Raw genomic sequence first — 22,012 nt, 5'->3', positions numbered from 1 at the left:
TCCTCATAAAAATAAAGGTTTATAAGATAGCACGGTCTGTCGGCACAGACAGCCCGCCCGCTCACGGGAACACTTATCAATTCTTGTGTTTTGACGTAGTCTTCGGTATTTCCTGAGAACATATTCCGGTGCAGGAAGCGCCAGAACCCCATAATCCAAGGAACAGGATATGTCCGATACTCCCTGGCCCACCGATGAGCGGCCCCGCGAGCGGCTGCTGCGTCACGGCGCCGACACCCTTTCTGATGCTGAGCTGCTGGCCATTTTTCTGCGCACGGGCACCGCAGGCGTTCCGGTGATGACCATGGCGCGACGGCTCATCGACAATTTTGGTGGCCTTCGGGGCCTCATGACCGCCTCTCAACGCCAGTTCTGTGAGGTTCGCGGTCTGGGCAACGCAAAATATGCCCAAGTTCAGGCCGCCATGGAGATGGCCAGACGGGTCATGGATGAACCCTTGCGCCAGGGCGATCCGTTACGATCCCCCGAAGACACCCGACGTTTTCTGACCAGCCGGCTTGGCACCTACCCCCATGAAGTCTTTGCAGGGCTGTTTCTGGACAACCGTCACAGGGTCATCCAGTACCGGGAACTTTTTCGCGGCACCATTGACGGCGCCGCGGTGTACCCGCGAGAAGTTGTGCGCCAGGCACTGGAGGATAACGCTGCGGCGGTAATATTTGCCCACAATCACCCATCAGGCGTGGCCGAACCCAGCCAGGCGGACATTTCCCTCACCAAACGATTGAAAGAAGCCCTTTCTCTGGTCGACATCAGGGTTCTTGACCATATGGTTGTCGGGCACGGTGAGGTAATATCACTTGCTGAACGGGGTTTGATGTAACCCGAACGACGCCAGGAACGAAAAACTGGCCAAATTCCCAACAATTTTTTGCGTTGGGGGGCTGGTTCTGGTATAAAAGCGTCCCTTTCTGGCGGCGTCTGGCAGGCAGCGTTCCGTTTTAGCAGTCATCAGGCTAAAACTAATAGGCGCAAACTGGGAGCAAGCGGGCTCCCCGGCAACCAGAGACGCATTAAAAACGAATTTGTATTGATTTAGACCACTGCTCAGGTCGGAGGCATGTATGTCCAGAGTTTGTCAGGTTACCGGTAAGCGTCCGGTTACCGGTAACAATGTATCCCACGCGATGAACCACACTCGTCGTCGTTTTCTGCCGAATCTGCAGAACCACCGTTTCTGGGTTGAGTCCGAGAAGCGTTTTGTAAAGCTGCGCGTATCCACCAAGGGCATGCGCATCATCGACAAAAAAGGCATTGACGCTGTGCTGGCCGATCTTCGTGCCCGCGGCGAGAAAGTTTAAGGAGCCGCATCATGCGCGAGAAAATCAAGCTGGTATCATCAGCAGGCACTGGTCACTTCTACACGACCATCAAGAACAAGCGTAACACCCCGGAAAAAATCGAGATCAAAAAGTACGATCCGGTTGTCCGTAAGCACGTTGCGTACAAGGAAGCCAAGATCAAGTAATCTTGATCTTGCATCCACAAAAAACCCGGCTCTCGCCGGGTTTTTTGTTTTCGGAATCCACGGCCTCAACCCAGCCCCTAGAACGTCTCCAGGTATCCCTTGGGCAGCGCCACATCCATTGCAATCGGCAAATGATCCGACACCGGATAGCTCACCACTTCGGACCGACGAATTTCCAGCGACGGACTCACCAGAATATGATCCAGCGCCTTTTCCGGCCTCCAACTGGGAAAGCTGTGAGCAGAAGCCGGCAAAGGTACCAGATCCGTCTCTTTCAATGGCGTTTGCGTAAGCAACTCTTCCGCATGATTGTTCATGTCTCCCATCAGCACCACATGCTTATAGTCCGCAATCTGCTCCCGGATATACCCAAGCTGTCGCTGCTGACCAGCCTTACTCAGAGAAAGATGCATCAAGACGAGAACCAGTGGATCTTCCTCTGAACCGTAACGCGCGATGATGGCGCCCCGCCCGGGAATCAGCCCCGGCAACTTGTGCTCAGTCACATCCAGGGGGCGGTAGCGACTCAGCAACCCGTTACTGTGCTGTGCAATCTGACCAAGATTCCGATTCAACTGCTGATACCAGTAGGGAATTCCGGCCGCTTCCGCCAGATACTGCACCTGATTTATGTAACCACTGCGCAGACTGCCTCCATCGCATTCCTGCAACGCAACCACATCGTACTGACTGATCAGACGGGCAATATGGTCCAGGTTTTCAATTCTGCGGCGATGGGGCAACAGATGTTGCCAGCTGCGGGTCACATAATGGTGGTAGGAGGAGGTATTAATACCAACCTGAATATTAAAGGTCAGCAGACGGAGATGGCGATGAGGCTCAAACTCCGGTACATGCTCCATACCAGAGCAGTTGCCTCGCGGCACGCGCTCTGGCTTCAGGATAGTATCGATCTGTTTTCGCAGTCGCTTATACATAGGTCGGCGATCTCACCCTGCCCCCAGCCCCGGCACGGGCCCTGAGGGCGGCGTGCCGATTATTATTCAGCGGCGTGTTCCTTTTCCACCAGATAATCCACGACTCTCAATACGGCTTCGTGACCACCCGCCATGGAAGCTGTCACAATATACTTCCCATTCACCAGCATAGTCGGTGTGCCGGTAACACGCGCTCCCCTGACTTTAGCCTGGGCCTGCTGCATCCGGGCATTCACTCCGAAGCTGTTATAGTTCTTCAGGAAAACCTCCGGATCAACACCATAACCCGCAACGAAGTCAGCCAGCGCAGGACCATCATTCAGCGGACGGTGTTCCCCTGCGAGCGCATCAAACAGCGCATCGTGAACAACGTCGAGCTTGCCCATGGCCTCCAGCGCATAAAACGCCTTTGCATGGGGCTCCCAGGAACGCCCAAGCGCTGCCGGAATGCGCACGTAATTTACATAGTCTGGCGCCTTTGCTTCCCATGCCTCAGACAACGGCTTGAAGTTGTAGCAGTGCGGACAGCCATACCAGAAAATCTCCGCGACCTCGACACCCTTATCACTTTCGGTATGCACCGGGGTGTCCAGTTTCCGGTAGTGAGTACCTTCTTCCCAGGTTTCTGCGCTGGCGATGCCACTAAAGATTGCAGCTACTGCAAACAAAGCTGCCACGGCAAATGTTCTGATCATTCGATGTCTCCGATTTCCCGAATTCAGTTTTGGGGGATAGTGTTTGGAGGATTATGACCCAGGCATTGTAAAAAGTTCCATAAAGCCCGGGATATCAGCCATTACAGGATGGTAAGCCGGCAACAAAAAACCCCGCCGTAGCGGGGTTTTTTGAGGAATACCGATCAGTGCAGGCCAGACACGTAGTTGGCAACTGCTTCGATCTCAGCATCCGTCAGCTTGGCAGCCACATCCATCATGATGGCAGAGTTGCTGTCGGTTGCCCGGGTACCGTCACGGTAGGCATTCAACTGCTTGATCACATAGTCAGCATTCTGACCACCCAGCATCGGATAACCACCCGGCTCGTTGCCCTGACCCTGCGGGTTATGGCAGCCTGCACAGGCAGGAACACCGGAAGCCATGTTACCACCACGGTACAGGGCTGCACCCTGCGCGATGGTGTCCGGCTTGGCCTGGTTAACAATCATGTCGTTGCTATCGAAGTAAGCTGCCAGGTCCTGCAGGTCCTGGTCAGACTTGCCGGTCAGCAGGCCGGTCATCTCCGGTACTGCGCGCTTGCCGGACTGGATAGCGACCAACTGTTTGTGAAGATAGGTTTCACCCAGACCTGACAATTTCGGGTAGTTGCCCATAATGGGCTTCTGACCACCCTGGCCGTGACAACCGGCACATACCGCTGCGTTCTGTTCACCCGCTTGAGGATCTCCAGCCCCGTGAGCCATCGCTGTGAGGCTAACGCCGAGAACAACTCCTGCGATCAGTTTTTTCATGCTCGCTCCGCTTCTCTCATCTTTAAAGGTATTCTTCGTTATGCAGCCGGCAGCGCACTGCCCAGGCCGGCGCAAGGCCTTACCAGACAGGCTCAAAACCGGGGCTGACAGCGGTGGTGCAAAGCGCACCGCCCGGAATTGGTGTAGCATTATACATTAATCCCCGATAACTGAAATCCGAAGGAAACCCAACCGCCGTGGACTCTGATCTGACTCAAAAAAGCATCTCTTTTAACAGCGCACGTTTCCTGATCAGCGCTTCACGGCTGGACGAATGCCCTCCCGACATCGGAGCCGAAGTGGCGTTTGCCGGTCGCTCCAATGCTGGCAAGTCAAGCGCCCTTAACACGATCACCGTCAATGGCAAACTGGCCCGCACCAGTAAAACTCCGGGGCGCACCCGCCTGATCAACTTTTTCTCACTGAACCGCGAAGGCTGTCGCCTGGTGGATCTCCCTGGCTATGGGTACGCCAAGGTGTCCCGGGACATGAAGGATGACTGGCAGCAACACCTCGGCCACTACCTGAACGAGCGACGCTGCCTGAAGGGACTGGTATTGGTGATGGACATCCGCCACCCGCTGACTGAGTTTGACCAGATGATGGTTGACTGGTGCGAACACAATCATCTGCCCCTGATGATACTGGCCACCAAGGCTGACAAGCTGAAATTCGGCCAGGCTAAAACAGCCATGCTAGGAATTGCCAAAAAGCTCAAGCCTTTCAAATGCGTAGAACACCTGATCATGTTCTCCGCCACGTCAAAACGCGGGCTTGAGGAATGCCAGGCGGCACTCACGGACTGGCTGGAAGCTGCAGAAACAGCAGAAAACGACTGACCTTGAAAAGAAAAAACCGGCCTGCCAACAGCAGACCGGTAAAACGTCAGGGTTTGCGACGTGCTAAAACCTGAGAACTCGCTCAGGAGACGCAAGGAATGTCCGAATTCCCAACGTCATGACCTATGACAAGCCTGTTCGACTAAAGTTTCATCACTGCCTGTTTTTTAACCAACCTTTTCACGTCCCACCAGTTCGCATGACTGCGGCAGGGACGGCCGGTACCTTTCTCTCAGGGCAACCACCTGCTCCCGGTATTCCGGGGTCAGGTACGGCAACTGAATAGTGAGCACCTGATAAATACCCTGCTTGAGCTCGGTTAACGTCAGACTCGCAGGCTCATCTCCTGCATGGGCTGTCTTCAGGAACGCCATCCAGTTGGTCACCACCAGCCATACGTTGAGTGAAACCGCCGATCGCAGATCCTCTGACGTCAACTCGATTATGCCCGCCTCGGTCAGCTTCCAGAAAATCTCCTGAATCGCTGCCAGACATCGGTTGGTGAACTCCCGGTAGTCCTTCCTCAGGCGAGGATCCGTATCGAGCAGGTACTCAAGATCGCGGTGAAAGAAGCGATAGCTCCAGAGACCGTCAAACACCGATTCAAGATAGAACGTCAGATCATCCAGAGTCAGAGCCCTGTCCTGGGGAATCGTCAGGTAGTAATCCACCAGCTTTTCATATTCCAGAAATATCTCGTAAATGATGTCTGACTTGTTCCGGAAGTGGTAATACAGATTACCCGGCGAGATCGCCAGGTGTGCGGCGATATGGTTGGTAGTGACGTTACGTTCACCGCGCTCGTTAAATAACTCCAGACTGGATAACAGGATCTTGTCTCTGGTTTTCATAGACTCGTCAGCAATTGTTGTTATCTGGCTCCAACCAAACGCCATGCTGATGGCCCAATCGGCCACAGGCGCTTGCTTGACTCACTAGAGTATATACTCTAATAATACCCATCAGTGCAAACTGAACCGAGATTCAATACCCAAGAACAACAGGCTTCCATGGGTCTCACACCAAGACAAGGGAGCCACAGAGGGGAGAACACCATGGGAGCCACTGTCGTCCAGCTGACCGAGAGCAAAAAGCAGATCCAGCACACGCATCGGGTATTCAGCGATCAGAAAAACGCCTTCCGCCATAACCCAATGCCGTCCTTGACCGAGCGTCAGGAAAATCTGAAACGTCTGAAACGCGCACTGCTGGCAAACCAGGATCGGATACTGGACGCCATTGACCGGGATTTCAGCTGTCGTTCCCGGGATGAATCCCTCATCGCCGAAGTCATGCCTTCCATTCAGGGCATCAACTACACCCTGAAGAATCTGGGCGAATGGATCAAACCCTCCAAACGCCATGTTTCCGTTCTGTTCCAGCCTGCCAGTAACAAGGTGCATTACCAGCCGAAAGGTGTTGTTGGGGTGATCGTTCCATGGAACTACCCGCTCTACCTGGCGGTTGGTCCCCTGGTCGCTTCGTTGGCTGCGGGTAACCGCACCATGATCAAAATGTCCGAATTCACGCCCCATACCTCCGCATTGTTCAAGGAACTCATCGAAGCAGCCTTCCCGGAAGATCTGGTATGTGTGATCACCGGCGAGGCTGATGTGGCCGCCGACTTCTCCTCCCGCCCCTTCGATCACCTGCTATTCACCGGCTCAACGTCGGTGGGCAAGATTGTCATGCGCGCCGCGGCAGAAAATCTGACCCCGGTAACACTGGAACTCGGCGGCAAGTCACCGGCCATCATCTCCCCCGATGTACCCATGGCGGATGCGGCCCAGCGCCTCGCGTTCGGCAAAGCTTTCAACGCCGGCCAGACCTGCGTCGCTCCGGACTACGTTCTCTGCCCGGCCGACCGGGTGCAGGCCTTTGTGGATGAATTCCGCACGCAGTTTGCTGAAATGTATCCGAGTCTGCGAGACAACGATGACTACACCGCCATCATCAACGAGCGCCAGTACGATCGGCTTCAGGGATACATCGAAGATGCCCGGGCAAAGGGCGCAGAAATCATCGAGATCAATCCGTCCCGGGAAAACCTTCACGACGGAACCCGGAAGATTCCACTGACCTTACTACTAAACACCACTCCGGATATGAAGGTCATGCAGGATGAGATTTTCGGTCCTCTTTTGCCCATCGTCAGCTACCACGGACTGGACGAGGCCATTCACTACATCAATGATCGACCTCGCCCGCTGGCCCTGTATTTCTTTGGCTACGACCGGGACCAGCAGCAACATGTGGTTCATAACACCCATTCCGGCGGGATGTGCATCAACGATTCGCTCATGCATGTCGCTCAGGATGACCTGCCCTTTGGCGGTGTGGGTGATTCAGGCATGGGACACTACCATGGCAAGGAAGGCTTCCTGACCTTCTCCCACCACCGTGCCATTTTCACCAAGCAGAAGTTCAACAGCGGCAAGTTTGTATACGCCCCCCACGGCACCGCGGCCCACAGAATGGTTTACAAGCTGTTTATCCGCTAACGGGCAACACGCGTTTCAGTCAGGTTCCGGAACCCGGAGCCTGATTCTTACGTTTGCCTGACTGAAGCGACAGGAAACAGCCGAACACAACAATAAAGAGACCTGATAATGACCAGTCGAACTGACGAAACCCTGCATCAGAGTGATGCCAACGGGTTAGACCGTCGAAGTTTCCTTAAAGCCGGCCTCGGAGGCACGCTGCTTCTCGGAACGGTGAGCATGACTGTCGGTCTGACGGGTTGCGCCACCCAGCCCGCCGGCATGGTTGGCGACACCAGCAGCCCGGCATCAAACTACCAGTTCCGGTTTCTGACTGCCGACGATATAGCCCTGTTCGAATCGCTTGTTCCCGCGATCGCAGGCCCGGGCCTGCCAGAACAGCCTGAAGCCCGACGTGCCGCCATTGCAGGCACTATTGAGCGCATCGACAGCGGCATCCACAAATTCGGCCCAGCCAACCAGAAGGAACTACGCAGACTCTTCGACCTGCTTAACTTTGGCCTCACCCGGGTCACCATCGCCCGGGTCTGGTCCAGCTGGCCTAACGTTACAACCGACGAAGCCCACGCCTTCCTGGAACGCTGGCGCACCAGCAGTATTGGCCTGTTCAACAACGGTTACATCGCCCTGACCAAGATCAGCAACGTGGCATTTTATGGCTACGAGGAAAACTGGCATCTGTCTGGCTACCCGGGACCACCCCAGTATGCCGTGGACGCATTGCCCCAGTTCAAGCAAACCCGAAGTGCCTGACACCAGCTGATCGACGGAGTTACCCATGCAGTTAAAAGACCGTATTGCCCAGGGCTATGAATCCGGCTGGAACGTCACAGACGGAGCCACGCTGACAGAAAACCAGATCTACGAAGCCGATGTCGTAATTATCGGCACTGGTGCTGGTGGGGGCACAACCGCTGAAATCCTGGCCCAGAGCGGCTTGTCCGTGATCCTCGTTGAAGAGGGCCGGCTGTATTACCAGAAAGATTTCAAGATGGACGAACTGGCGTCCTATGCCAACCTCTACCAGGAAGGCATGAGCCGCGTCACCAAAGACGGAGCCATCGCCATCCTCCAGGGCCGCTGTGTCGGGGGCTCAACCACAGTCAACTGGACCAGTAGCTTCCGGACCCCTGAAGAAACACTGAACCACTGGGCGGACCGGTTCGGCCTGGACAGCCTGACGCCGGACGCAATGGCCCCGTGGTTCGATGGCAGGGAACAACGGCTCAACATCGAACCCTGGACGGTAGACCCCAACCCTAACAACGACGTATTGCGTCAGGGCTGTGAGAAACTCGGCTACAGCTGGAAAGTCATCCCCCGTAACGTCAAAGGCTGCTGGAACCTGGGCTATTGCGGCGTAGGTTGCCCTACCAATGCCAAACAGGGTTCCCTGATCACCACCGTACCCGGCGCACTGGAGAACAACGCACACCTCTTCCACGGCCTGAGAGCTGAAAAGCTGATTTTCAACCAGGACCGTATTGAGCACCTGGAGGCTTCCGCCATGTCAGCGGACGGCGTCACTCCCTCCGGAGTCACCGTCACCCTGAAAGCCCGCCACTTTGTTGCCGCCGCCAGCGCCATCGGAAGCCCAGGACTGCTGCTCCGCTCAGACATTCCCGACCCGTACGACCGAATCGGCAAACGTTCCTTTATACACCCGGTGAACGTCACAGTGGCTGAAATGCCAGAGAAAGTGGACCCGTTCTACGGCGCACCGCAATCCATCTACTCCGACCACTTCAATTTTAGCGGCGGAGTGGATGGTCCCGCAGGTTACAAACTTGAAGTCCCCCCCATGCACCCAGCCATGGCCGCCGGCGTGATACCCAATCATGGCAAGGCCCAGGCAGAAAGCCTTGCCGGGTTACCGTGGACCAATGCTGTACTGGCACTGATCCGTGACGGTTTCCATCCGGAGAGTCAGGGCGGCACCATAGGCCTGAGAGATGACGGCAGCCCCTACCTGGACTACCCGGTAACAGACTACCTTTGGGAAGGCCTGCGCCGGGCCTTCCATACCATGGCCGAAGTCCAGTTCGCCGCCGGCGCCAAGCGGGTACGCCTGATGCACCTGGATTCTGACTGGTACACCAGCCTGGCCGACTGCAAAGCTGCCATCGACAAAGTCCCCATGGAGCTTCATCGAGTCCGGCTGTTCACCGCACACCAGATGGGCGGCTGCGGAATGGGCGCCAAACCCGAAGAGTCCGTGGTCAACGCCTTCGGCGAACACCATCACATCAGTAACCTGAGCGTCCACGATGCATCGATCTTCCCGACCAGCATCGGCGCAAACCCCCAGCTGTCGGTTTACGCCCTGGCCGCAAGGAACAGTGCAAGATTGGCCAATAAGCTGAAGGGATAAATTCAACCCGGCATGATGCCCTATGGTCTGCAGGGCGAGCCGTTGCGGAAATGTAGGAAGCCATGGATGGCGAAGCCCAAGCGCATATCTACAGAACCCCAGAAATTATTGCTATGATGGCGCCCAGCACAAAAAGGAGCTGTTCGCATGCCGAAAGTCATCTACCCGGGCACCTTTGACCCCATCACCAACGGCCACACCGATCTGATTGAACGCGCAGGTCGCATGTTCGATGAAATTGTTGTTGCGGTCGCCTACAACCCGAAAAAGCAGCCGCTACTGAACCTGGAAGAGCGCTGCGAACTGGTCCGGAAGGCAACAGCCCACATTCCTAACGTCACGGTCACTGGCTTCAGCAACCTCCTTGCTGAATTCGTGAAGGAGCAGAACGCCACCGTTATTCTCCGCGGCTTACGCGCTGTATCCGACTTCGAATACGAATTCCAGCTGGCAGACATGAACCGACGGCTGGCTCCGGACGTTGAAAGTGTATTTCTGACCCCAGCGAACCACCTGTCCTACATTTCCTCCACCCTGATCAGGGAAATAGCCTCCCTGGGCGGCGATGTATCAGAGTTTGTCGACCCGGCAGTCGAAGCCGCCATGAAAAAGAAGTTTAACTAAGCCAGAGGTAGACGCAGATGGCCCTGATGATTACTGACGAATGCATCAACTGCGACGTCTGTGAACCGGAATGCCCGAACGAAGCCATCGCACCGGGCGATGAAATTTATGTCATCGATCCGAACAAATGCACGGAATGTGTCGGCCACTACGACGAGCCACAGTGCCAGCAGGTATGCCCCGTAGACTGCATCCCGCTGGACCCGCGCCACAAGGAAAGCGAAGAGCAACTGATGGAAAAATACCATCAGCTAACCGGAAACTGAAAAAAGCCCCGTTCGGGGCTTTTTTTATGGAACGGACTCTCACATCAGAACAAAGGCGGAAGCGGAAACTCCTGGCCGTTTACATTGACCATCAGGTCCTTCATCGTCGCCTTGACCGCCAGCCGATCGCCCTCCTGCACTAATACTCCCTGCTTGATCAGCGGCGCCACCTGCATACGAATATCCGGATAGTCCTCAGCCAGCGCCATCGGCATACTCAGGTTCAGCTCGCCGGTCAGCTGATGCATCACCATGAGCATATTCGCCTTTTCCTGCTCTGACAGTTCAGGGTGCCGAATCTCCATGTGCCCGCTGATTTCACCCTCAGGTGTAGCAACTTCAAGGGTCGAAATCCCGATAGAGAAACCCGACGCCGCCAGATTCCGCATAGCGGTGCTGATTTGCTGCATCACCATCATCTGTTGTTCAAACTGTGCCTGGGGTGATGCGTACTGATCACCTGCAAGGTTTTGAAGCCCGGACATGGTTTTACCGAAGGCATTCCAGCTATCCGCTTCCAGATTATCAAGAGACACCACCAGCTTATGGGGACCATAGGACTCTCCCAGAACACCAACAGAGTCGATACCCAGATCCAGTCTTGAGTTGATTCTGGAGCCATCATCATTCGCGGTGGTGGCCGCTTCCATATTGAGCTCCTTCACCGCCAACTCGCCACCACTCGGGAGCGTCAGCGAGAGCGCCTCCATTCCCATATCACCGCTCCCGGTCCAGATATCACCGACCAGGTGGTCCATACGTTGTTCCAGGTGGATACCTGATACCTTTAATACTCCTTTCGGACCTGTTGCCACCAAAGAGGGCCAGTCTACCTGCGCTTCGGCATGGTTCCCTGCATCCGAGAGTTCAACGGTGACGTGGCCGCCACTGGTTTTGAGGGTTTCTTCAGTATCCGGGCTGGCTACATCCATTTCCGGCACTTCCAGGCGTATGGTTGCGGTCCCCCACAAGCGGGTTTCCACCGTCAGGCTTGGATGGCGGGCATCCGAAAACCAGGCAGCACCTTCCGGCTGCCAGCCATCGGCCGGCTCCAGATCCACCAGACTCCCGGTCACCCCATGGGTAACATTCCCACGATAACCAACAACCTCGGATTCACCGGTGTCCGGGTTGGTGATGGTGATCAGACCGTGAAACCGGGAATTGAGATAACCCCGCTGATACTCATCGGTTGCCAGTTGAAACAGAGGCTGCCTCTGATTCACTTCCTGTGTTACCAGTTGCCACTGTTGCTCGGTCGCATAGCCCACAACCCAGGGCATGGCACCTGCCGCAACCAGCACGACGGCGCCGGCAATCATCCATTTTTTCTGCAAGAACTTTCTCCGTCTCAGGGTTTTCCGGTCAACCGGTCCAGCAAGACCAGTTGCGATGCCAACCGTTCTTCATCCTCCGCTGGCTGGCTCTGGACATAGCTACCGTCCGACTGAAGCAGCCACGACTGGCAATTGTCTGCAAGATAAGTGTCCAGATCCTCGCGTACGCGAGCCGCCAGTGAAGCATCGTCAAGCGGGAATGCCGTTTCCACCCGGTTCATCAGATTTCGCTCCATACCATCTGCACTGGAGCAGTAAACATCCGGACGGCCATTATTTCCGAAATAGTATACCCGGGTATGCTCCAGGAAACGGCCAATGATGGATCGGACCTGAATATTCTCAGAGAGCCCGGGCACGCCCGGCCGCAGGCAACAGATGCCACGGATAATCAGATCGATCTTCACGCCGGCCTGGGACGCACTGTAAAGCGCCTTGATCAGCTTGGGTTCCGTCAGAGCGTTGAACTTGAAGATGATTCGCCCCTCCTCACCTAACGCCGCTTCCCGCTCAATAAGACTGAGAATTCGGCTGTGCAAAGTAAACGGCGCATGGAACAATTTCTTGATCTTCAGAGCCTTTCCCATTCCCGTCAGCTGCTGGAACAGCTTGTTGACGTCATCACCTATGGACTCATCGCAGGTCATGAAACTGTAATCGGTATACAGACGGGCGTTGCCAGCGTGATAGTTACCGGTACCCAGATGCACGTAACGACGCAGTTTGCCCTCTTCCCTGCGTACAATCAGGATCATCTTGGCGTGGGTTTTGTAACCCACCACGCCGTATACCACGATCACCCCCGCTTCCTGCAGGCGGCTTGCCAGCTCCAGGTTTTCGGCTTCGCTGAACCGCGCCCGCAGCTCAATGACTGCCGTCACTTCCTTACCGCGACGCGCTGCGTCGGCCAGAGCTTCCACAATTTCTGAATCAACCCCGGTACGGTAAAGTGTCTGGCGAATCGCCAGCACCTGCGGATCTTTCGCTGCCTGGCGTAGCAGATCCACCACCGGGCTGAAGTTTTCATAAGGGTGCAGTAACAGAATCGGCTGTTTGCGGATAGCGTCAAACATCGAGTCTTTACTGCGAATCTGTTTCGGAATCGACGGTGAAAAACCGGAATAGGTCAGGTCTGGCCGGTCCACCAGGCCGCTAACGGCCATCAGGCGCGTCAGGTTTACCGGGCCATGCACCTGATAGAGATCCCTTTCAGTCAGCCCGAACTCCGCCAGCAGGAACTGCACCAGCTCCTCCGGGCAGTTATCCGCCACTTCCAGCCGCACACCATCACCAAAGCGCCGGCTCAACAGCTCGCCACGCAGGGCTGATGCCAGATCTTCCAGATCGTCCTCCAGCTCCAGGTCAGCGTTACGGGTCAGGCGGAACTGGTAACAACCTTTGACCTCCATGCCTGGGAACAGCTCATCGGCATGGGCGTGAATCATTGACGACAGGAAGACCAGATTATCGCCGCCATCGCAGACCTCATCCGGCAGCCGCACCAGGCGCGGTAACGACCGTGGTGCTGGCACAATAGCCATGCCGGTTTCCCGGCCGAACGCATCTTTACCATCAAGCTCAACGATGAAGTTGAGGCTTTTATTCACCAGCCGCGGGAACGGGTGTGACGGATCCAGACCGATGGGGCTGACAACCGGCAGAATTTCATCCTCGAAATAGTTACGAACCCACTCAGCCTGCGCGGGGGTCCACTCCCGACGACGAACAAAGTGAATGTTCTCCCTCTCCATCTCCGGGATAAGGACATTGTTCAGGATGTCGTATTGTTCACGGATGTAGTCATGTGCCACCCGGCTGATTTCCGCCAGCACCTCATCCGGCATCATGCCGTCAACACCGACCGCTTCCCTGCCATACTTCATCTGCTGGCGCAGACCCGCCACCCGGATCTCAAAGAACTCATCCATGTTGCTGCTGAAAATACAGCAGAAAATCAGACGGTTGATGAGTGGATGCGTGGTATCCAGCGCCTGCTTCAGCACCCGGTAGTTGAACTGAAGCTGGCTCAACTCCCGGTTGAAGTAGTTTTCGCTGGCATCCAGATTAATCTCCTCCCCTGCAGGCAGATCTACCGGGGCAGGAACAGTCTGGCTATCCTCTGCATTCAGATTCTTCACCGATTCCGTCGTCATGATTCCTCAGTCCAGTCTAGCGGGCGTCAGATGCCGCCCAGGGGTTGTCAGGTTGAAACCTGATGCTCCCGCATCAGGCGGGCGGCTCGCACCGCAAAGTAGGTCAGGATTCCATCAGCACCGGCACGGCGCATAGCCATCAGGCTTTCCATCATCACCGCATCGCCGTCCAGCCAGCCGTTCTGCGCCGCAGCCATGTGCATGGCGTACTCGCCGCTGACCTGGTACACGAAAGTCGGGACCTGAAGTTCGTTTTTAACCCGATAGACAATATCCAGATAAGGCATGCCGGGCTTGACCATCACCATGTCAGCACCTTCGGACAAATCCATCGCGACTTCATGCAGGGCTTCATTGCTGTTGGCCGGATCCATCTGGTACGTCGCCTTGTTACCCTTGCCGAGGTTGCCGGCAGAGCCGACCGCGTCCCGGAAAGGCCCGTAGTAGCTGGAGGCATACTTCGCAGAATAGGCCATGATGCGAGTGTTCACATACCCGGCCTCTTCGAGAGCCTCACGGATCGCAGCAATCCGGCCGTCCATCATGTCAGACGGAGCCACCACGTCAGCACCGGCATCAGCATGAGAAAGAGCCTGATTCACCAAAGCTTCCACGGTTACGTCATTCAGCACGTATCCATCATTGTCGATGATGCCGTCCTGGCCATGAGTGGTGAACGGGTCCAGGGCCACATCGGTGATAACACCCAGCTCAGGGTGAGCTTTTTTCAAGGCTCGTACCGCTCGCTGGGCCAGGCCGTCCGAGTCCCAGGCACCGGAACCTGAGAGGTTTTTCTTCTCAACAGGAACAACCGGGAACAGGGCAATGGCCGGGATTCCCAACGCCACAAGTTCAGCAGCCTGCTCTACCAGCAAATCAATGCTGAGACGGTCAACACCTGGCATCGACGGTACCGACTCGCGCTGCCCCTCACCTTCCAGGACAAACACCGGGTAAATCAGGTTATCCGGCGTCAACTGATGTTCACGCACCAGACGGCGTGAAAAATCATTGGCGCGGTTACGACGCAGACGAGTAGCAGGGAAAGAACGGGGAGTCGGACGCGACACGGCAAACCTCCTGAGTGGCATGGCAGGGAATTCTGCGGATGCAGACAACGCCTTAACAGCGCTGGCTTTCTGCCCACATCATACACGGCCCGGGCCGACGGGTGCAGACTCCTGCACAAGGCTAAGGATGATTTGTGACAATCAGGTTACCGAATGGAATCGAGAGCTTCTGCACGAACAAGTTCAGACTCACTGAAGTAATCACTCCGGAGGCGCTCCACAGCCCGTTCAAGTTCCGGGGCCGCCAGTCCGGATGAGTCCAGCAACGCTTCCCGGGCCTCTGAGTAGGTCTGCCAGCGCCGGTCCCAGTCTTTCTGAGACTGCTCAAGCTCTGCCAACCGTGCCGCAGCCTCCGTACCAAAGGTTTCGGTACGCCACGCCGACAATGCCTCGGGGTCGTTCGCGAGGGACTGTTGAACCTGCTCATATTGCTCGAACCGCCGACTTTCCCTGCGCGCTGTCCTGATGGGATCAGGCAATGCCTGCTCCGCCCTGGCCAGAGCCTCTGCTCGCTGGCTATCCGTCAAGGAGTTATCCCGGGCGATCTGTTGCTGGGCGACCTGAAACCGGTCAACGGCCTCATCGTTGAAGAAAAAAGCTTCGACGGTTGCGCCATCCATCCAGGTCCGACGAAGTGCGTGTACCTCCTGCATGAGCTGCATCGAGGTAGCAGAATCAGATGGAGCAAGATCACCGTAGCTGGCCTCCAGTTCGGCTACCGCCAGCTTATAATCCAGATAGGCTCCCAGAGTATCCAGAGCCTCCGAACGGGCAGGCTCCTGCAAACGGGCAAGGGCCTGCTGAATCCTGGCAACCAGCTGGGGCATCGACTCCTCACCCAGGGCCGAAAGATAATACTCGAACAATTGACGCAAAGCGGGGGTGGGGATCAACGATCCGGACGCATCCACACGCGCCCAACCAGAGGGTACAGACGTACCGGATAAAGAGGCAGGCGGTTCGTCTGGCAGACTGCTTACCAGCGGCTGGCCAACCAGAAGGGACGGCATGGCTGGCGGCTGACCCTGTACTTCGCGATCTACTATCGCCACGTTGCCGCCCCGATCATCTCCTGAAATATCAGGCGCGGCTGAGCGCTCCGGAGTAAAGCCCGAATACGCCCCGGAGATTACAATAGTTGCTATAACAATAGATGCTATGATCGCTGACAGAGTCGCCAACAATCTGAACCGAATAATTCTGCTCACGAGCCACCCGGAAATTGGTGTATCTGACGCCGGATCACACATCGGATCCCTGGCCTGTCGCAGCAGAATAGTCCACAGTAGCGGGCACTACCGAGAACGAGATCAAAAACAGACCAGGACATCCCGACCCTGGCCTGATGACAACATTCAGAGGGAGCGGTTATTGAAACCCACGTCCACCTTGCGAGGTGCATCAGCGCGGAACGCCGTATCCACTTCTTCAATTTTCCCGCCCCGGTTAAGAAAGGCATCAATGTCGGCCTGCAATTGCGCCCGAACACGAGCCCGACCCGCTACGGAATGGTTATCGTCGCCGTCCCAGTTTCCGGACGGCTCCACGTTGCTTTCGTCGAACTCACTCATGGTTTTATCTCCATCAACGAAAACAGAAATACGAGTGCGCTCCAATAACAGGCAACCACACCCTGTCTCGACGAAGATCCACCTGCGGCATCGTCTTGGCGTCTTTATAATCCGGTTTTTAAAGTGACGCCATTTCCCCGCAACGACTTTTTTGTAAGTTTTTGTAACGCAAAATAGGCGTATGATTTTTAAGAAAAATATAGAAGCTCTCACCAATAGCCTCGAATTGACACAAAAAGTGAATGATGATTCACTGTTTATAAGGGACAAGCATGGCCTATCGCGAAACAGAGAAAATGCGCAAACGGAAAGCCGAAGCGCGCCAACGGATTATTGATTGCACCTACGAGTGCGTCACCGAAGGCGGCTTCCGCAGCGCACGGATTACCCGCATTGCGGGACTGGCCGAAGTTGCCACAGGCACCATCTACCGGCACTTCGAATCCAGAGAAGACCTGTTTGCTGAAGTCTTCCGGCTAGCCACCGAAAAAGAGATCACCAAGGTCACCGAAGCCCTGAACACGCCAGGTAACGCTGCAGAGCGCCTGGAAGCCGCTCTTCGCCAGTTCTCAGAACGAGCCCTGCGAGGACCGGTCATGGCGTGGTCGCTGCTCGCCGAGCCGGTGGACCCGAAAGTGGAAGAAGAAAGGCTGGCGTACCGAAAGGCCTACGCTGACCTGTTTGAAAAGACGATTCGCCATGGCATCGAGGAAGGATGCATTCCGGAGCAAAACGCACGCCAGAGCAGCACCTGCCTGGTTGGCGCGATAGCTGAAAGCCTGGTGGGACCTCTGTCACCGACACATACCAACCAGACAACCAACAAAAATGACCCGCTGGTCGACGCCATCATCCGATTCTGCATGCAGGGGTTGACCGGCACCAGGAGATAGCCATGAACGCACGGCAGCACCACCCTGAGACTCCGGTTCAATCCGCCGATGATCGCTACCTGTCGAACACCCACGAAGTGATCAACCAGCCACCGGCACTGGAAGACTACAACCTGTTTGAACAGGACGTTGCCTTGCGTGAAGCGGCACAGAGAGAGGGCGCCGGAACGGCCGCAGCCGAGCTACACCACTTCGGGGCCCTGGCAGGCGCGGCCGAAACCATCGAACTGGGCTTCCGTGCCAATGCGAACAAACCAGTGTTCAACACCCATGACCGTTTCGGCCATCGCATTGACGAAGTGGACTTCCACCCGGCCTACCACGATCTGATGCGCATCGCCCTGGAAAATGGCCTGCACAGCAGCCCCTGGAGTAACCCCGGAAAGGGCGCCCATGTCACCCGGGCCGCCAAGTATTACATGCACTCACAGGTTGAGGCTGCACATTGTTGCCCGGTCACCATGACCTTCGCTGCCATTCCCTCCATTCGCAAGCAGCCAGAGCTGGCTAAAGACTGGGAACAGCGAATTCTGGCCAACAGCTACGACCCCCGCAACCTTCCTGACGGCCAGAAAAACTCCGTCACCATCGGCATGGCGATGACCGAAAAACAGGGGGGCAGCGATGTCAGGGCGAACAGCACCCGAGCCTATGCGATTGGCGCCGAAGGCCCAGGCCAGGCTTACGAACTGGTCGGCCACAAATGGTTCGTCTCCGCGCCAATGTGCGATGCCTTCCTGGTACTGGCCCAGGCCAAAGGTGGTCTGTCCTGCTTCCTGATGCCGCGCTGGCGCCCGGACGGAACCAAAAACCCGTGGCAGATCCAGCGCCTGAAAAACAAGATGGGTAATGTTGCCAACGCCTCCAGCGAAGCTGAACTGCGCGGCGCTATGGCCTGGATGATCGGCGAAGAAGGCCGCGGCGTGCCCACCATCATTGAAATGGTCTCAATGACACGGTTCGACTGCATGATCGGCAGCTCCGCCGGCATGCGACAGGCGATTGCCCAGGCCAGCCACCACTGCCGCCATCGCAGCGCCTTCGGCAACCGACTGATCGACCAGCCCCTGATGCAGAACGTACTTGCCGACCTTGCACTGGAAAGCGAAGCCGCCCTCGCCTATACCATGCGAATTGCCCGGGCTCAGGACAACCAGGATCAGGAACACGAACGCCTGCTGGCCCGCCTGGCCACGCCGGTCGGCAAATACTGGATCTGCAAGCGCACCCCCAACCACGCCTATGAAGCCATGGAATGCATCGGCGGAAGCGGTGTTATGGAAGACTGCATCATGCCACGACTGTTCCGCGAATCCCCGGTGAACGCCATCTGGGAAGGCAGCGGCAACGTCCAGTGCCTCGACACCCTGCGTGCACTACAAAAAGAACCGGACACCCTCGACGCTTTCTTCAAAGAAGTCGCTGAAGCGAAAGGAACCGACAACCGCTTCGATCAGTTCCTGGGCAAACTCCAGAACGACTTCAGCAACGTCAGCGATTTCCAGTACCAGGCCCGCAACCTGGTGGACCGCATGGCATTGGCCCTGCAAGGCTCACTGTTGCTACGCCACTCAGACAAAGCCGTCGCAGACGCCTTCTGTGCATCCCGCCTGGAATCCAACGGCGGCATGAACTACGGAAACCTCCCGACAGGCACCAACGCAGCAGCCATTATCAAACGGGCGACGCCTGTAGTAGGCTGAGATTCGCGCAACCAGAACCGGCTTTGGCAAACACAAGGCCGGTACATGCGCGTGGGAAGCCACTGAGAATTTAAAGAGCCGGTGGGATTCTGTCTTCCAAAAATGTGCGGAGCCATGGATGGCGCAGCCCAAGCGCCCCACGGATGGGCCGAAGGAGCGTTTTTTGGAAGACGGAATCCCACCGGCTCCAGCACGGAACCAGCCATGTCTGAAGCACTGAGAAAACTCCTCAAGGAAGGCAATGCCAACCAACCCACCGTCATCACCCCCCACGTAGGCCTGCTCACCCTGCACTTCCAGCTCTACGGTTGTGACGATCTCAAAGCCAAACGCAAAGTCTTCACCACCCTCCGCGCCGTGTGGGGCAAAGAACCAGATCTGGCCGTATCGGAAACAGCCGATCACGATGCCCTGGACTGCGCTACCTGGACAATCGCCGCCCTTGGTACCTCATCCCAGCTGATCACTCAGCGCCTGGACCAGATTGAGAAAGCTATCGAAGAACGCGTGGATGCTGCCATACTGGACATACACCGGGAAATTCTCTGAGCATACAGAATGCCAGAACGGGGGCTTAAGGAGGCCAGAATGGGGCCTTCTGGCGTAACGTCTCACCACGCCTTATACTACGGCCCCTCAGGGACACCAGTAGCCTGCTAACAGCAGGTGGCCACTAACCGCTGCCGGGTGACAATACCGGCTCTATCTGTTGGGCTTCCGGACACTGCCCAGCCGATAACCGCTCAATGCGTGTGGTATCTATGACCGGAAAGAAAAAAGCCGCCCAGGCCTCCGTCGAGGCAATGTATCGCGTATTCACCGTGCCCGAGGCACCGGAGTCTACGCTGAGCCGCATCGACCAGGACATTTCCCGCAACATGGCCGGGTTCCTGCAGGAACACATCGTTGCGATCGAAAAAGATCTCGCAGATCTCGTAAAAGACTTTTCCGATTACAGCATCCCGGAAAAGCCTGTATTCGTATCCGAACAGGCCCAGTTCCTGTTGGACAAGCTGGTGGCCAACTCCGTTCACACTGCGTCGCCGGCCTTCATTGGCCACATGACATCGGCCCTGCCTTACTTCATGCTGCCGCTGTCAAAAATCATGATTGCCCTGAACCAGAACCTGGTTAAGACCGAAACTTCCAAGGCTTTCACGCCCATGGAACGTCAGGTCCTCGGGATGATTCACCGGTTGGTCTACGAGGAAGACGGGGCGTTTTACCGGAAATGGATGCACGATCCCCGCTATGCCCTCGGCGCCATGTGCTCCGGAGGCACAGTTGCCAACCTCACAGCCCTCTGGGTTGCCAGAAACCGTGCGTTCCCGGCCGAAGGCAGCTTCCGGGGACTCCACGAGGAAGGTCTGTTCAGAGCCCTGAGATACTATGGCTACGAAGGTGCCGCCATCGTTGTATCCCGTCGAGGCCATTACTCGTTGCGCAAAGCCGCTGATGTTCTCGGCCTGGGAAGGGAAGCGCTGGTTCCGGTCGATACCGACGATGACAATCGTATCCAGGTAGATGCCCTGCGGGACAAATGCCTGGAATTACAACGGCAGAAAATCAAGGTTATGGCCATTTGCGGCGTGGCCGGCACCACAGAAACCGGCAACGTGGATCCTCTGGATGCAATGGCCGACATCGCCCAGGAGTTCGGGGCCCATTTCCACGTGGATGCGGCCTGGGGTGGTCCCACTCTGTTCTCGCGAACCTATAAACAGTTGCTGCGCGGCATCGAGAAAGCCGATTCGGTAACCTTCGATGCTCACAAACAGCTTTACGTACCGATGGGCGTTGGGCTGGTCGTGTTCAAGGACCCGAGTCTGGCCAGTGCAGTTGAGCACCATGCCCAGTACATTATCCGTAAGGGTTCACGAGATCTCGGCACCACCACTCTGGAAGGCTCCCGGCCCGGCATGTCGATGCTGATTCATTCTGGTCTGAAAATCCTTGCCCGGGAAGGCTATGAGATTCTGATTGATCAGGGTATCGAAAAGGCCCGAACCTTCGCCGATATGATTGACGCCGCCGCGGATTTCGAGCTGGTTACCAAACCCGAGCTGAACATCCTGACCTACCGGTATTGCCCTGAGGTGGTGCAACAAGCCCTGGCTATGGCGAATCCTCTACAGGCCGAAAAACTCAACACCTGCCTGAACCGGATCACCAAGTTCATTCAGAAGACCCAGCGTGAACGCGGCAAGGCTTTTGTGTCCCGAACCCGACTGGAACCGGCTCATTACTTCCGCTTCCCGTGTATTGTGTTCCGGGTAGTGCTGGCAAACCCGCTGACAACGCCGGAGATTCTTGCGGATATTCTTGAGGAGCAGCGGGAGCTGTCCGGTGACGAGGGTATTCAGGATGAGATGACTATCCTGAACCAGATGGCAGAGGCGGTTCTCAAGCAGGCCAACCCTCAGGCGAGGCTTGGGTAAGCGCCTTCAGGACGGCGATAAAGGGAAGCTTCTCTTCCCTTTATCGCTACGATCCTGATCTCAAAAGTCCGTCTTAATAGAGCGCCTCTTCATCCTCAAGAACATCATGGATGATCTCCAGAAACATCTTGTCCGCCTCACTCCAGTTCTCCGGGATACGGATCGTGGTGTTTGCGCTGATTTCCCGGGCAATAAGTTCGTTTGCGTTGGGTTCTGACCGGTACTGGCGGGCAATTTCCATGGATTTCACCGCGATGGTGGGATCACTCAGCACCTTCTTGATGAACACACGCAACTCATCAATCATCTTGGCCTGACGGCTTTCAATCGGTGTACTCATACTTCACTCCC

General features: G+C 56.2%; 23 protein-coding genes. 13 read left to right on the top strand and 10 right to left on the bottom strand.

Annotated elements, in window-relative coordinates:
- Nucleotides 1-169: 169 nt before the first annotated feature.
- The 3 genes from radC (at nucleotide 170) to rpmG (ending at nucleotide 1,489) form a co-directional block, all read left to right on the top strand.
- Nucleotides 170-844: a RadC family protein gene (gene radC, locus FWJ25_RS00235; protein ID WP_149598243.1), complete on the top strand. Its 675-nt coding sequence runs from the start codon at nucleotides 170-172 to the stop codon at nucleotides 842-844.
- A gap of 241 nt (nucleotides 845-1,085) precedes the next feature.
- Entirely contained in the window at nucleotides 1,086-1,322 is a 237-nt protein-coding gene (rpmB, locus tag FWJ25_RS00230) for a 50S ribosomal protein L28 (protein ID WP_011786975.1), read from the top strand.
- Nucleotides 1,323-1,333: 11 nt separating this feature from the next.
- Nucleotides 1,334-1,489, top strand: a complete 156-nt coding sequence (gene rpmG / locus FWJ25_RS00225; protein WP_096783935.1) for a 50S ribosomal protein L33 — start codon at nucleotides 1,334-1,336, stop codon at nucleotides 1,487-1,489.
- Between the two features lie 77 nt (nucleotides 1,490-1,566).
- On the opposite strand, the gene FWJ25_RS00220 is transcribed toward rpmG, so the two are convergent.
- The 3 genes from FWJ25_RS00220 to FWJ25_RS00210 all read right to left on the bottom strand — a co-directional run bounded on the left by FWJ25_RS00220 (nucleotide 1,567) and on the right by FWJ25_RS00210 (nucleotide 3,895).
- Nucleotides 1,567-2,427, bottom strand: coding sequence for an endonuclease/exonuclease/phosphatase family protein (locus FWJ25_RS00220; RefSeq protein WP_149598242.1), 861 nt, complete (start codon nucleotides 2,425-2,427; stop codon nucleotides 1,567-1,569).
- Between the two features lie 62 nt (nucleotides 2,428-2,489).
- The gene (locus FWJ25_RS00215; protein WP_149598241.1) at nucleotides 2,490-3,122 is read right to left on the bottom strand and encodes a thiol:disulfide interchange protein DsbA/DsbL; all 633 of its coding nucleotides are present in this window, start codon (nucleotides 3,120-3,122) and stop codon (nucleotides 2,490-2,492) included.
- A 164-nt stretch (nucleotides 3,123-3,286) separates the two neighbouring features.
- Nucleotides 3,287-3,895, bottom strand: a complete 609-nt coding sequence (locus FWJ25_RS00210; RefSeq protein ID WP_149598240.1) for a c-type cytochrome — start codon at nucleotides 3,893-3,895, stop codon at nucleotides 3,287-3,289.
- 197 nt (nucleotides 3,896-4,092) lie between these two features.
- On the opposite strand from FWJ25_RS00210, the gene yihA reads away from it, so the two are divergent.
- Entirely contained in the window at nucleotides 4,093-4,734 is a 642-nt protein-coding gene (gene yihA, locus FWJ25_RS00205) for a ribosome biogenesis GTP-binding protein YihA/YsxC (RefSeq protein WP_149598239.1), read from the top strand.
- A gap of 167 nt (nucleotides 4,735-4,901) precedes the next feature.
- Here the strand turns inward: yihA and FWJ25_RS00200 are convergent, their stop codons facing one another.
- On the bottom strand, nucleotides 4,902-5,585 hold the full coding sequence (locus FWJ25_RS00200; RefSeq protein ID WP_149598238.1) for a TetR/AcrR family transcriptional regulator: 684 nt from the start codon (nucleotides 5,583-5,585) through the stop codon (nucleotides 4,902-4,904).
- A gap of 204 nt (nucleotides 5,586-5,789) precedes the next feature.
- Here FWJ25_RS00200 and FWJ25_RS00195 point away from each other — a divergent pair, with 204 nt between their 5' ends.
- The 5 genes from FWJ25_RS00195 (at nucleotide 5,790) to FWJ25_RS00175 (ending at nucleotide 10,496) form a co-directional block, all read left to right on the top strand.
- On the top strand, nucleotides 5,790-7,235 hold the full coding sequence (locus tag FWJ25_RS00195; protein ID WP_149598237.1) for a coniferyl aldehyde dehydrogenase: 1,446 nt from the start codon (nucleotides 5,790-5,792) through the stop codon (nucleotides 7,233-7,235).
- Nucleotides 7,236-7,343: 108 nt separating this feature from the next.
- Nucleotides 7,344-7,988, top strand: a complete 645-nt coding sequence (locus FWJ25_RS00190) for a hypothetical protein (protein ID WP_149598236.1) — start codon at nucleotides 7,344-7,346, stop codon at nucleotides 7,986-7,988.
- 25 nt (nucleotides 7,989-8,013) lie between these two features.
- A complete protein-coding gene (locus FWJ25_RS00185) occupies nucleotides 8,014-9,606 on the top strand; it encodes a GMC family oxidoreductase N-terminal domain-containing protein (RefSeq protein WP_149598235.1) in 1,593 nt (530 codons plus the stop codon).
- A gap of 147 nt (nucleotides 9,607-9,753) precedes the next feature.
- A complete protein-coding gene (gene coaD / locus FWJ25_RS00180) occupies nucleotides 9,754-10,230 on the top strand; it encodes a pantetheine-phosphate adenylyltransferase (RefSeq protein WP_149598234.1) in 477 nt (158 codons plus the stop codon).
- A 17-nt stretch (nucleotides 10,231-10,247) separates the two neighbouring features.
- Nucleotides 10,248-10,496 (top strand): YfhL family 4Fe-4S dicluster ferredoxin, encoded by a 249-nt coding sequence (locus tag FWJ25_RS00175; protein WP_149598233.1) that lies wholly within the window; start codon nucleotides 10,248-10,250, stop codon nucleotides 10,494-10,496.
- Between the two features lie 44 nt (nucleotides 10,497-10,540).
- On the opposite strand, the gene FWJ25_RS00170 is transcribed toward FWJ25_RS00175, so the two are convergent.
- The 5 genes from FWJ25_RS00170 to FWJ25_RS00150 form a co-directional block, all read right to left on the bottom strand.
- Complete coding sequence (locus tag FWJ25_RS00170; protein WP_149598232.1) at nucleotides 10,541-11,833, bottom strand: DUF945 family protein; 1,293 nt, start codon at nucleotides 11,831-11,833, stop codon at nucleotides 10,541-10,543.
- 14 nt (nucleotides 11,834-11,847) lie between these two features.
- Nucleotides 11,848-13,986 (bottom strand): polyphosphate kinase 1, encoded by a 2,139-nt coding sequence (gene ppk1, locus FWJ25_RS00165; protein ID WP_149598231.1) that lies wholly within the window; start codon nucleotides 13,984-13,986, stop codon nucleotides 11,848-11,850.
- 47 nt (nucleotides 13,987-14,033) lie between these two features.
- Entirely contained in the window at nucleotides 14,034-15,056 is a 1,023-nt protein-coding gene (gene hemB / locus FWJ25_RS00160) for a porphobilinogen synthase (RefSeq protein ID WP_223163207.1), read from the bottom strand.
- Nucleotides 15,057-15,202: 146 nt separating this feature from the next.
- Nucleotides 15,203-16,108, bottom strand: coding sequence for a lipase secretion chaperone (locus FWJ25_RS00155; RefSeq protein WP_246166615.1), 906 nt, complete (start codon nucleotides 16,106-16,108; stop codon nucleotides 15,203-15,205).
- Nucleotides 16,109-16,411: 303 nt separating this feature from the next.
- Nucleotides 16,412-16,627: a hypothetical protein gene (locus FWJ25_RS00150; RefSeq protein WP_149598229.1), complete on the bottom strand. Its 216-nt coding sequence runs from the start codon at nucleotides 16,625-16,627 to the stop codon at nucleotides 16,412-16,414.
- Between the two features lie 272 nt (nucleotides 16,628-16,899).
- Here FWJ25_RS00150 and FWJ25_RS00145 point away from each other — a divergent pair, with 272 nt between their 5' ends.
- From FWJ25_RS00145 to panP, 4 genes are all read left to right on the top strand, one after another.
- On the top strand, nucleotides 16,900-17,520 hold the full coding sequence (locus FWJ25_RS00145) for a TetR/AcrR family transcriptional regulator (RefSeq protein ID WP_149598228.1): 621 nt from the start codon (nucleotides 16,900-16,902) through the stop codon (nucleotides 17,518-17,520).
- 2 nt (nucleotides 17,521-17,522) lie between these two features.
- The gene (locus FWJ25_RS00140; protein ID WP_149598227.1) at nucleotides 17,523-19,223 is read left to right on the top strand and encodes an isovaleryl-CoA dehydrogenase; all 1,701 of its coding nucleotides are present in this window, start codon (nucleotides 17,523-17,525) and stop codon (nucleotides 19,221-19,223) included.
- Nucleotides 19,224-19,427: 204 nt separating this feature from the next.
- Complete coding sequence (locus FWJ25_RS00135; protein WP_149598226.1) at nucleotides 19,428-19,772, top strand: DUF503 domain-containing protein; 345 nt, start codon at nucleotides 19,428-19,430, stop codon at nucleotides 19,770-19,772.
- A gap of 212 nt (nucleotides 19,773-19,984) precedes the next feature.
- Nucleotides 19,985-21,661: a pyridoxal-dependent aspartate 1-decarboxylase PanP gene (gene panP / locus FWJ25_RS00130; RefSeq protein WP_149598225.1), complete on the top strand. Its 1,677-nt coding sequence runs from the start codon at nucleotides 19,985-19,987 to the stop codon at nucleotides 21,659-21,661.
- Nucleotides 21,662-21,734: 73 nt separating this feature from the next.
- Here panP and FWJ25_RS00125 read toward each other — a convergent pair whose 3' ends face one another.
- The gene (locus FWJ25_RS00125; protein ID WP_149598224.1) at nucleotides 21,735-22,001 is read right to left on the bottom strand and encodes a hypothetical protein; all 267 of its coding nucleotides are present in this window, start codon (nucleotides 21,999-22,001) and stop codon (nucleotides 21,735-21,737) included.
- Nucleotides 22,002-22,012: the final 11 nt, after the last annotated feature.

It is taken from the genome of Marinobacter salinexigens, from assembly GCF_008370345.1.
GTDB classification, from domain to species: Bacteria; Pseudomonadota; Gammaproteobacteria; order Pseudomonadales; family Oleiphilaceae; genus Marinobacter; species Marinobacter salinexigens.
The sequence above is the reverse complement of the archived record's forward strand: the minus strand, read 5'-3'. Positions and strand labels throughout refer to the sequence as shown.

Excerpts from the sequence above, each read along its gene's own strand:
- radC (WP_149598243.1), top strand. The coding sequence starts at position 170 with ATGTCCGATACTCCCTGGCCCACCGATGAGCGGCCCCGCGAGCGGCTG.
- rpmB (WP_011786975.1), top strand. The coding sequence starts at position 1,086 with ATGTCCAGAGTTTGTCAGGTTACCGGTAAGCGTCCGGTTACCGGTAAC.
- rpmG (WP_096783935.1), top strand. The coding sequence starts at position 1,334 with ATGCGCGAGAAAATCAAGCTGGTATCATCAGCAGGCACTGGTCACTTC.
- FWJ25_RS00220 (WP_149598242.1), bottom strand. The coding sequence starts at position 2,427 with ATGTATAAGCGACTGCGAAAACAGATCGATACTATCCTGAAGCCAGAG.
- FWJ25_RS00215 (WP_149598241.1), bottom strand. The coding sequence starts at position 3,122 with ATGATCAGAACATTTGCCGTGGCAGCTTTGTTTGCAGTAGCTGCAATC.
- FWJ25_RS00210 (WP_149598240.1), bottom strand. The coding sequence starts at position 3,895 with ATGAAAAAACTGATCGCAGGAGTTGTTCTCGGCGTTAGCCTCACAGCG.
- FWJ25_RS00200 (WP_149598238.1), bottom strand. The coding sequence starts at position 5,585 with ATGAAAACCAGAGACAAGATCCTGTTATCCAGTCTGGAGTTATTTAAC.
- FWJ25_RS00195 (WP_149598237.1), top strand. The coding sequence starts at position 5,790 with ATGGGAGCCACTGTCGTCCAGCTGACCGAGAGCAAAAAGCAGATCCAG.
- FWJ25_RS00190 (WP_149598236.1), top strand. The coding sequence starts at position 7,344 with ATGACCAGTCGAACTGACGAAACCCTGCATCAGAGTGATGCCAACGGG.
- FWJ25_RS00185 (WP_149598235.1), top strand. The coding sequence starts at position 8,014 with ATGCAGTTAAAAGACCGTATTGCCCAGGGCTATGAATCCGGCTGGAAC.
- coaD (WP_149598234.1), top strand. The coding sequence starts at position 9,754 with ATGCCGAAAGTCATCTACCCGGGCACCTTTGACCCCATCACCAACGGC.
- FWJ25_RS00175 (WP_149598233.1), top strand. The coding sequence starts at position 10,248 with ATGGCCCTGATGATTACTGACGAATGCATCAACTGCGACGTCTGTGAA.
- ppk1 (WP_149598231.1), bottom strand. The coding sequence starts at position 13,986 with ATGACGACGGAATCGGTGAAGAATCTGAATGCAGAGGATAGCCAGACT.
- FWJ25_RS00150 (WP_149598229.1), bottom strand. The coding sequence starts at position 16,627 with ATGAGTGAGTTCGACGAAAGCAACGTGGAGCCGTCCGGAAACTGGGAC.
- FWJ25_RS00145 (WP_149598228.1), top strand. The coding sequence starts at position 16,900 with ATGGCCTATCGCGAAACAGAGAAAATGCGCAAACGGAAAGCCGAAGCG.
- FWJ25_RS00140 (WP_149598227.1), top strand. The coding sequence starts at position 17,523 with ATGAACGCACGGCAGCACCACCCTGAGACTCCGGTTCAATCCGCCGAT.
- FWJ25_RS00135 (WP_149598226.1), top strand. The coding sequence starts at position 19,428 with ATGTCTGAAGCACTGAGAAAACTCCTCAAGGAAGGCAATGCCAACCAA.
- panP (WP_149598225.1), top strand. The coding sequence starts at position 19,985 with ATGACCGGAAAGAAAAAAGCCGCCCAGGCCTCCGTCGAGGCAATGTAT.
- FWJ25_RS00125 (WP_149598224.1), bottom strand. The coding sequence starts at position 22,001 with ATGAGTACACCGATTGAAAGCCGTCAGGCCAAGATGATTGATGAGTTG.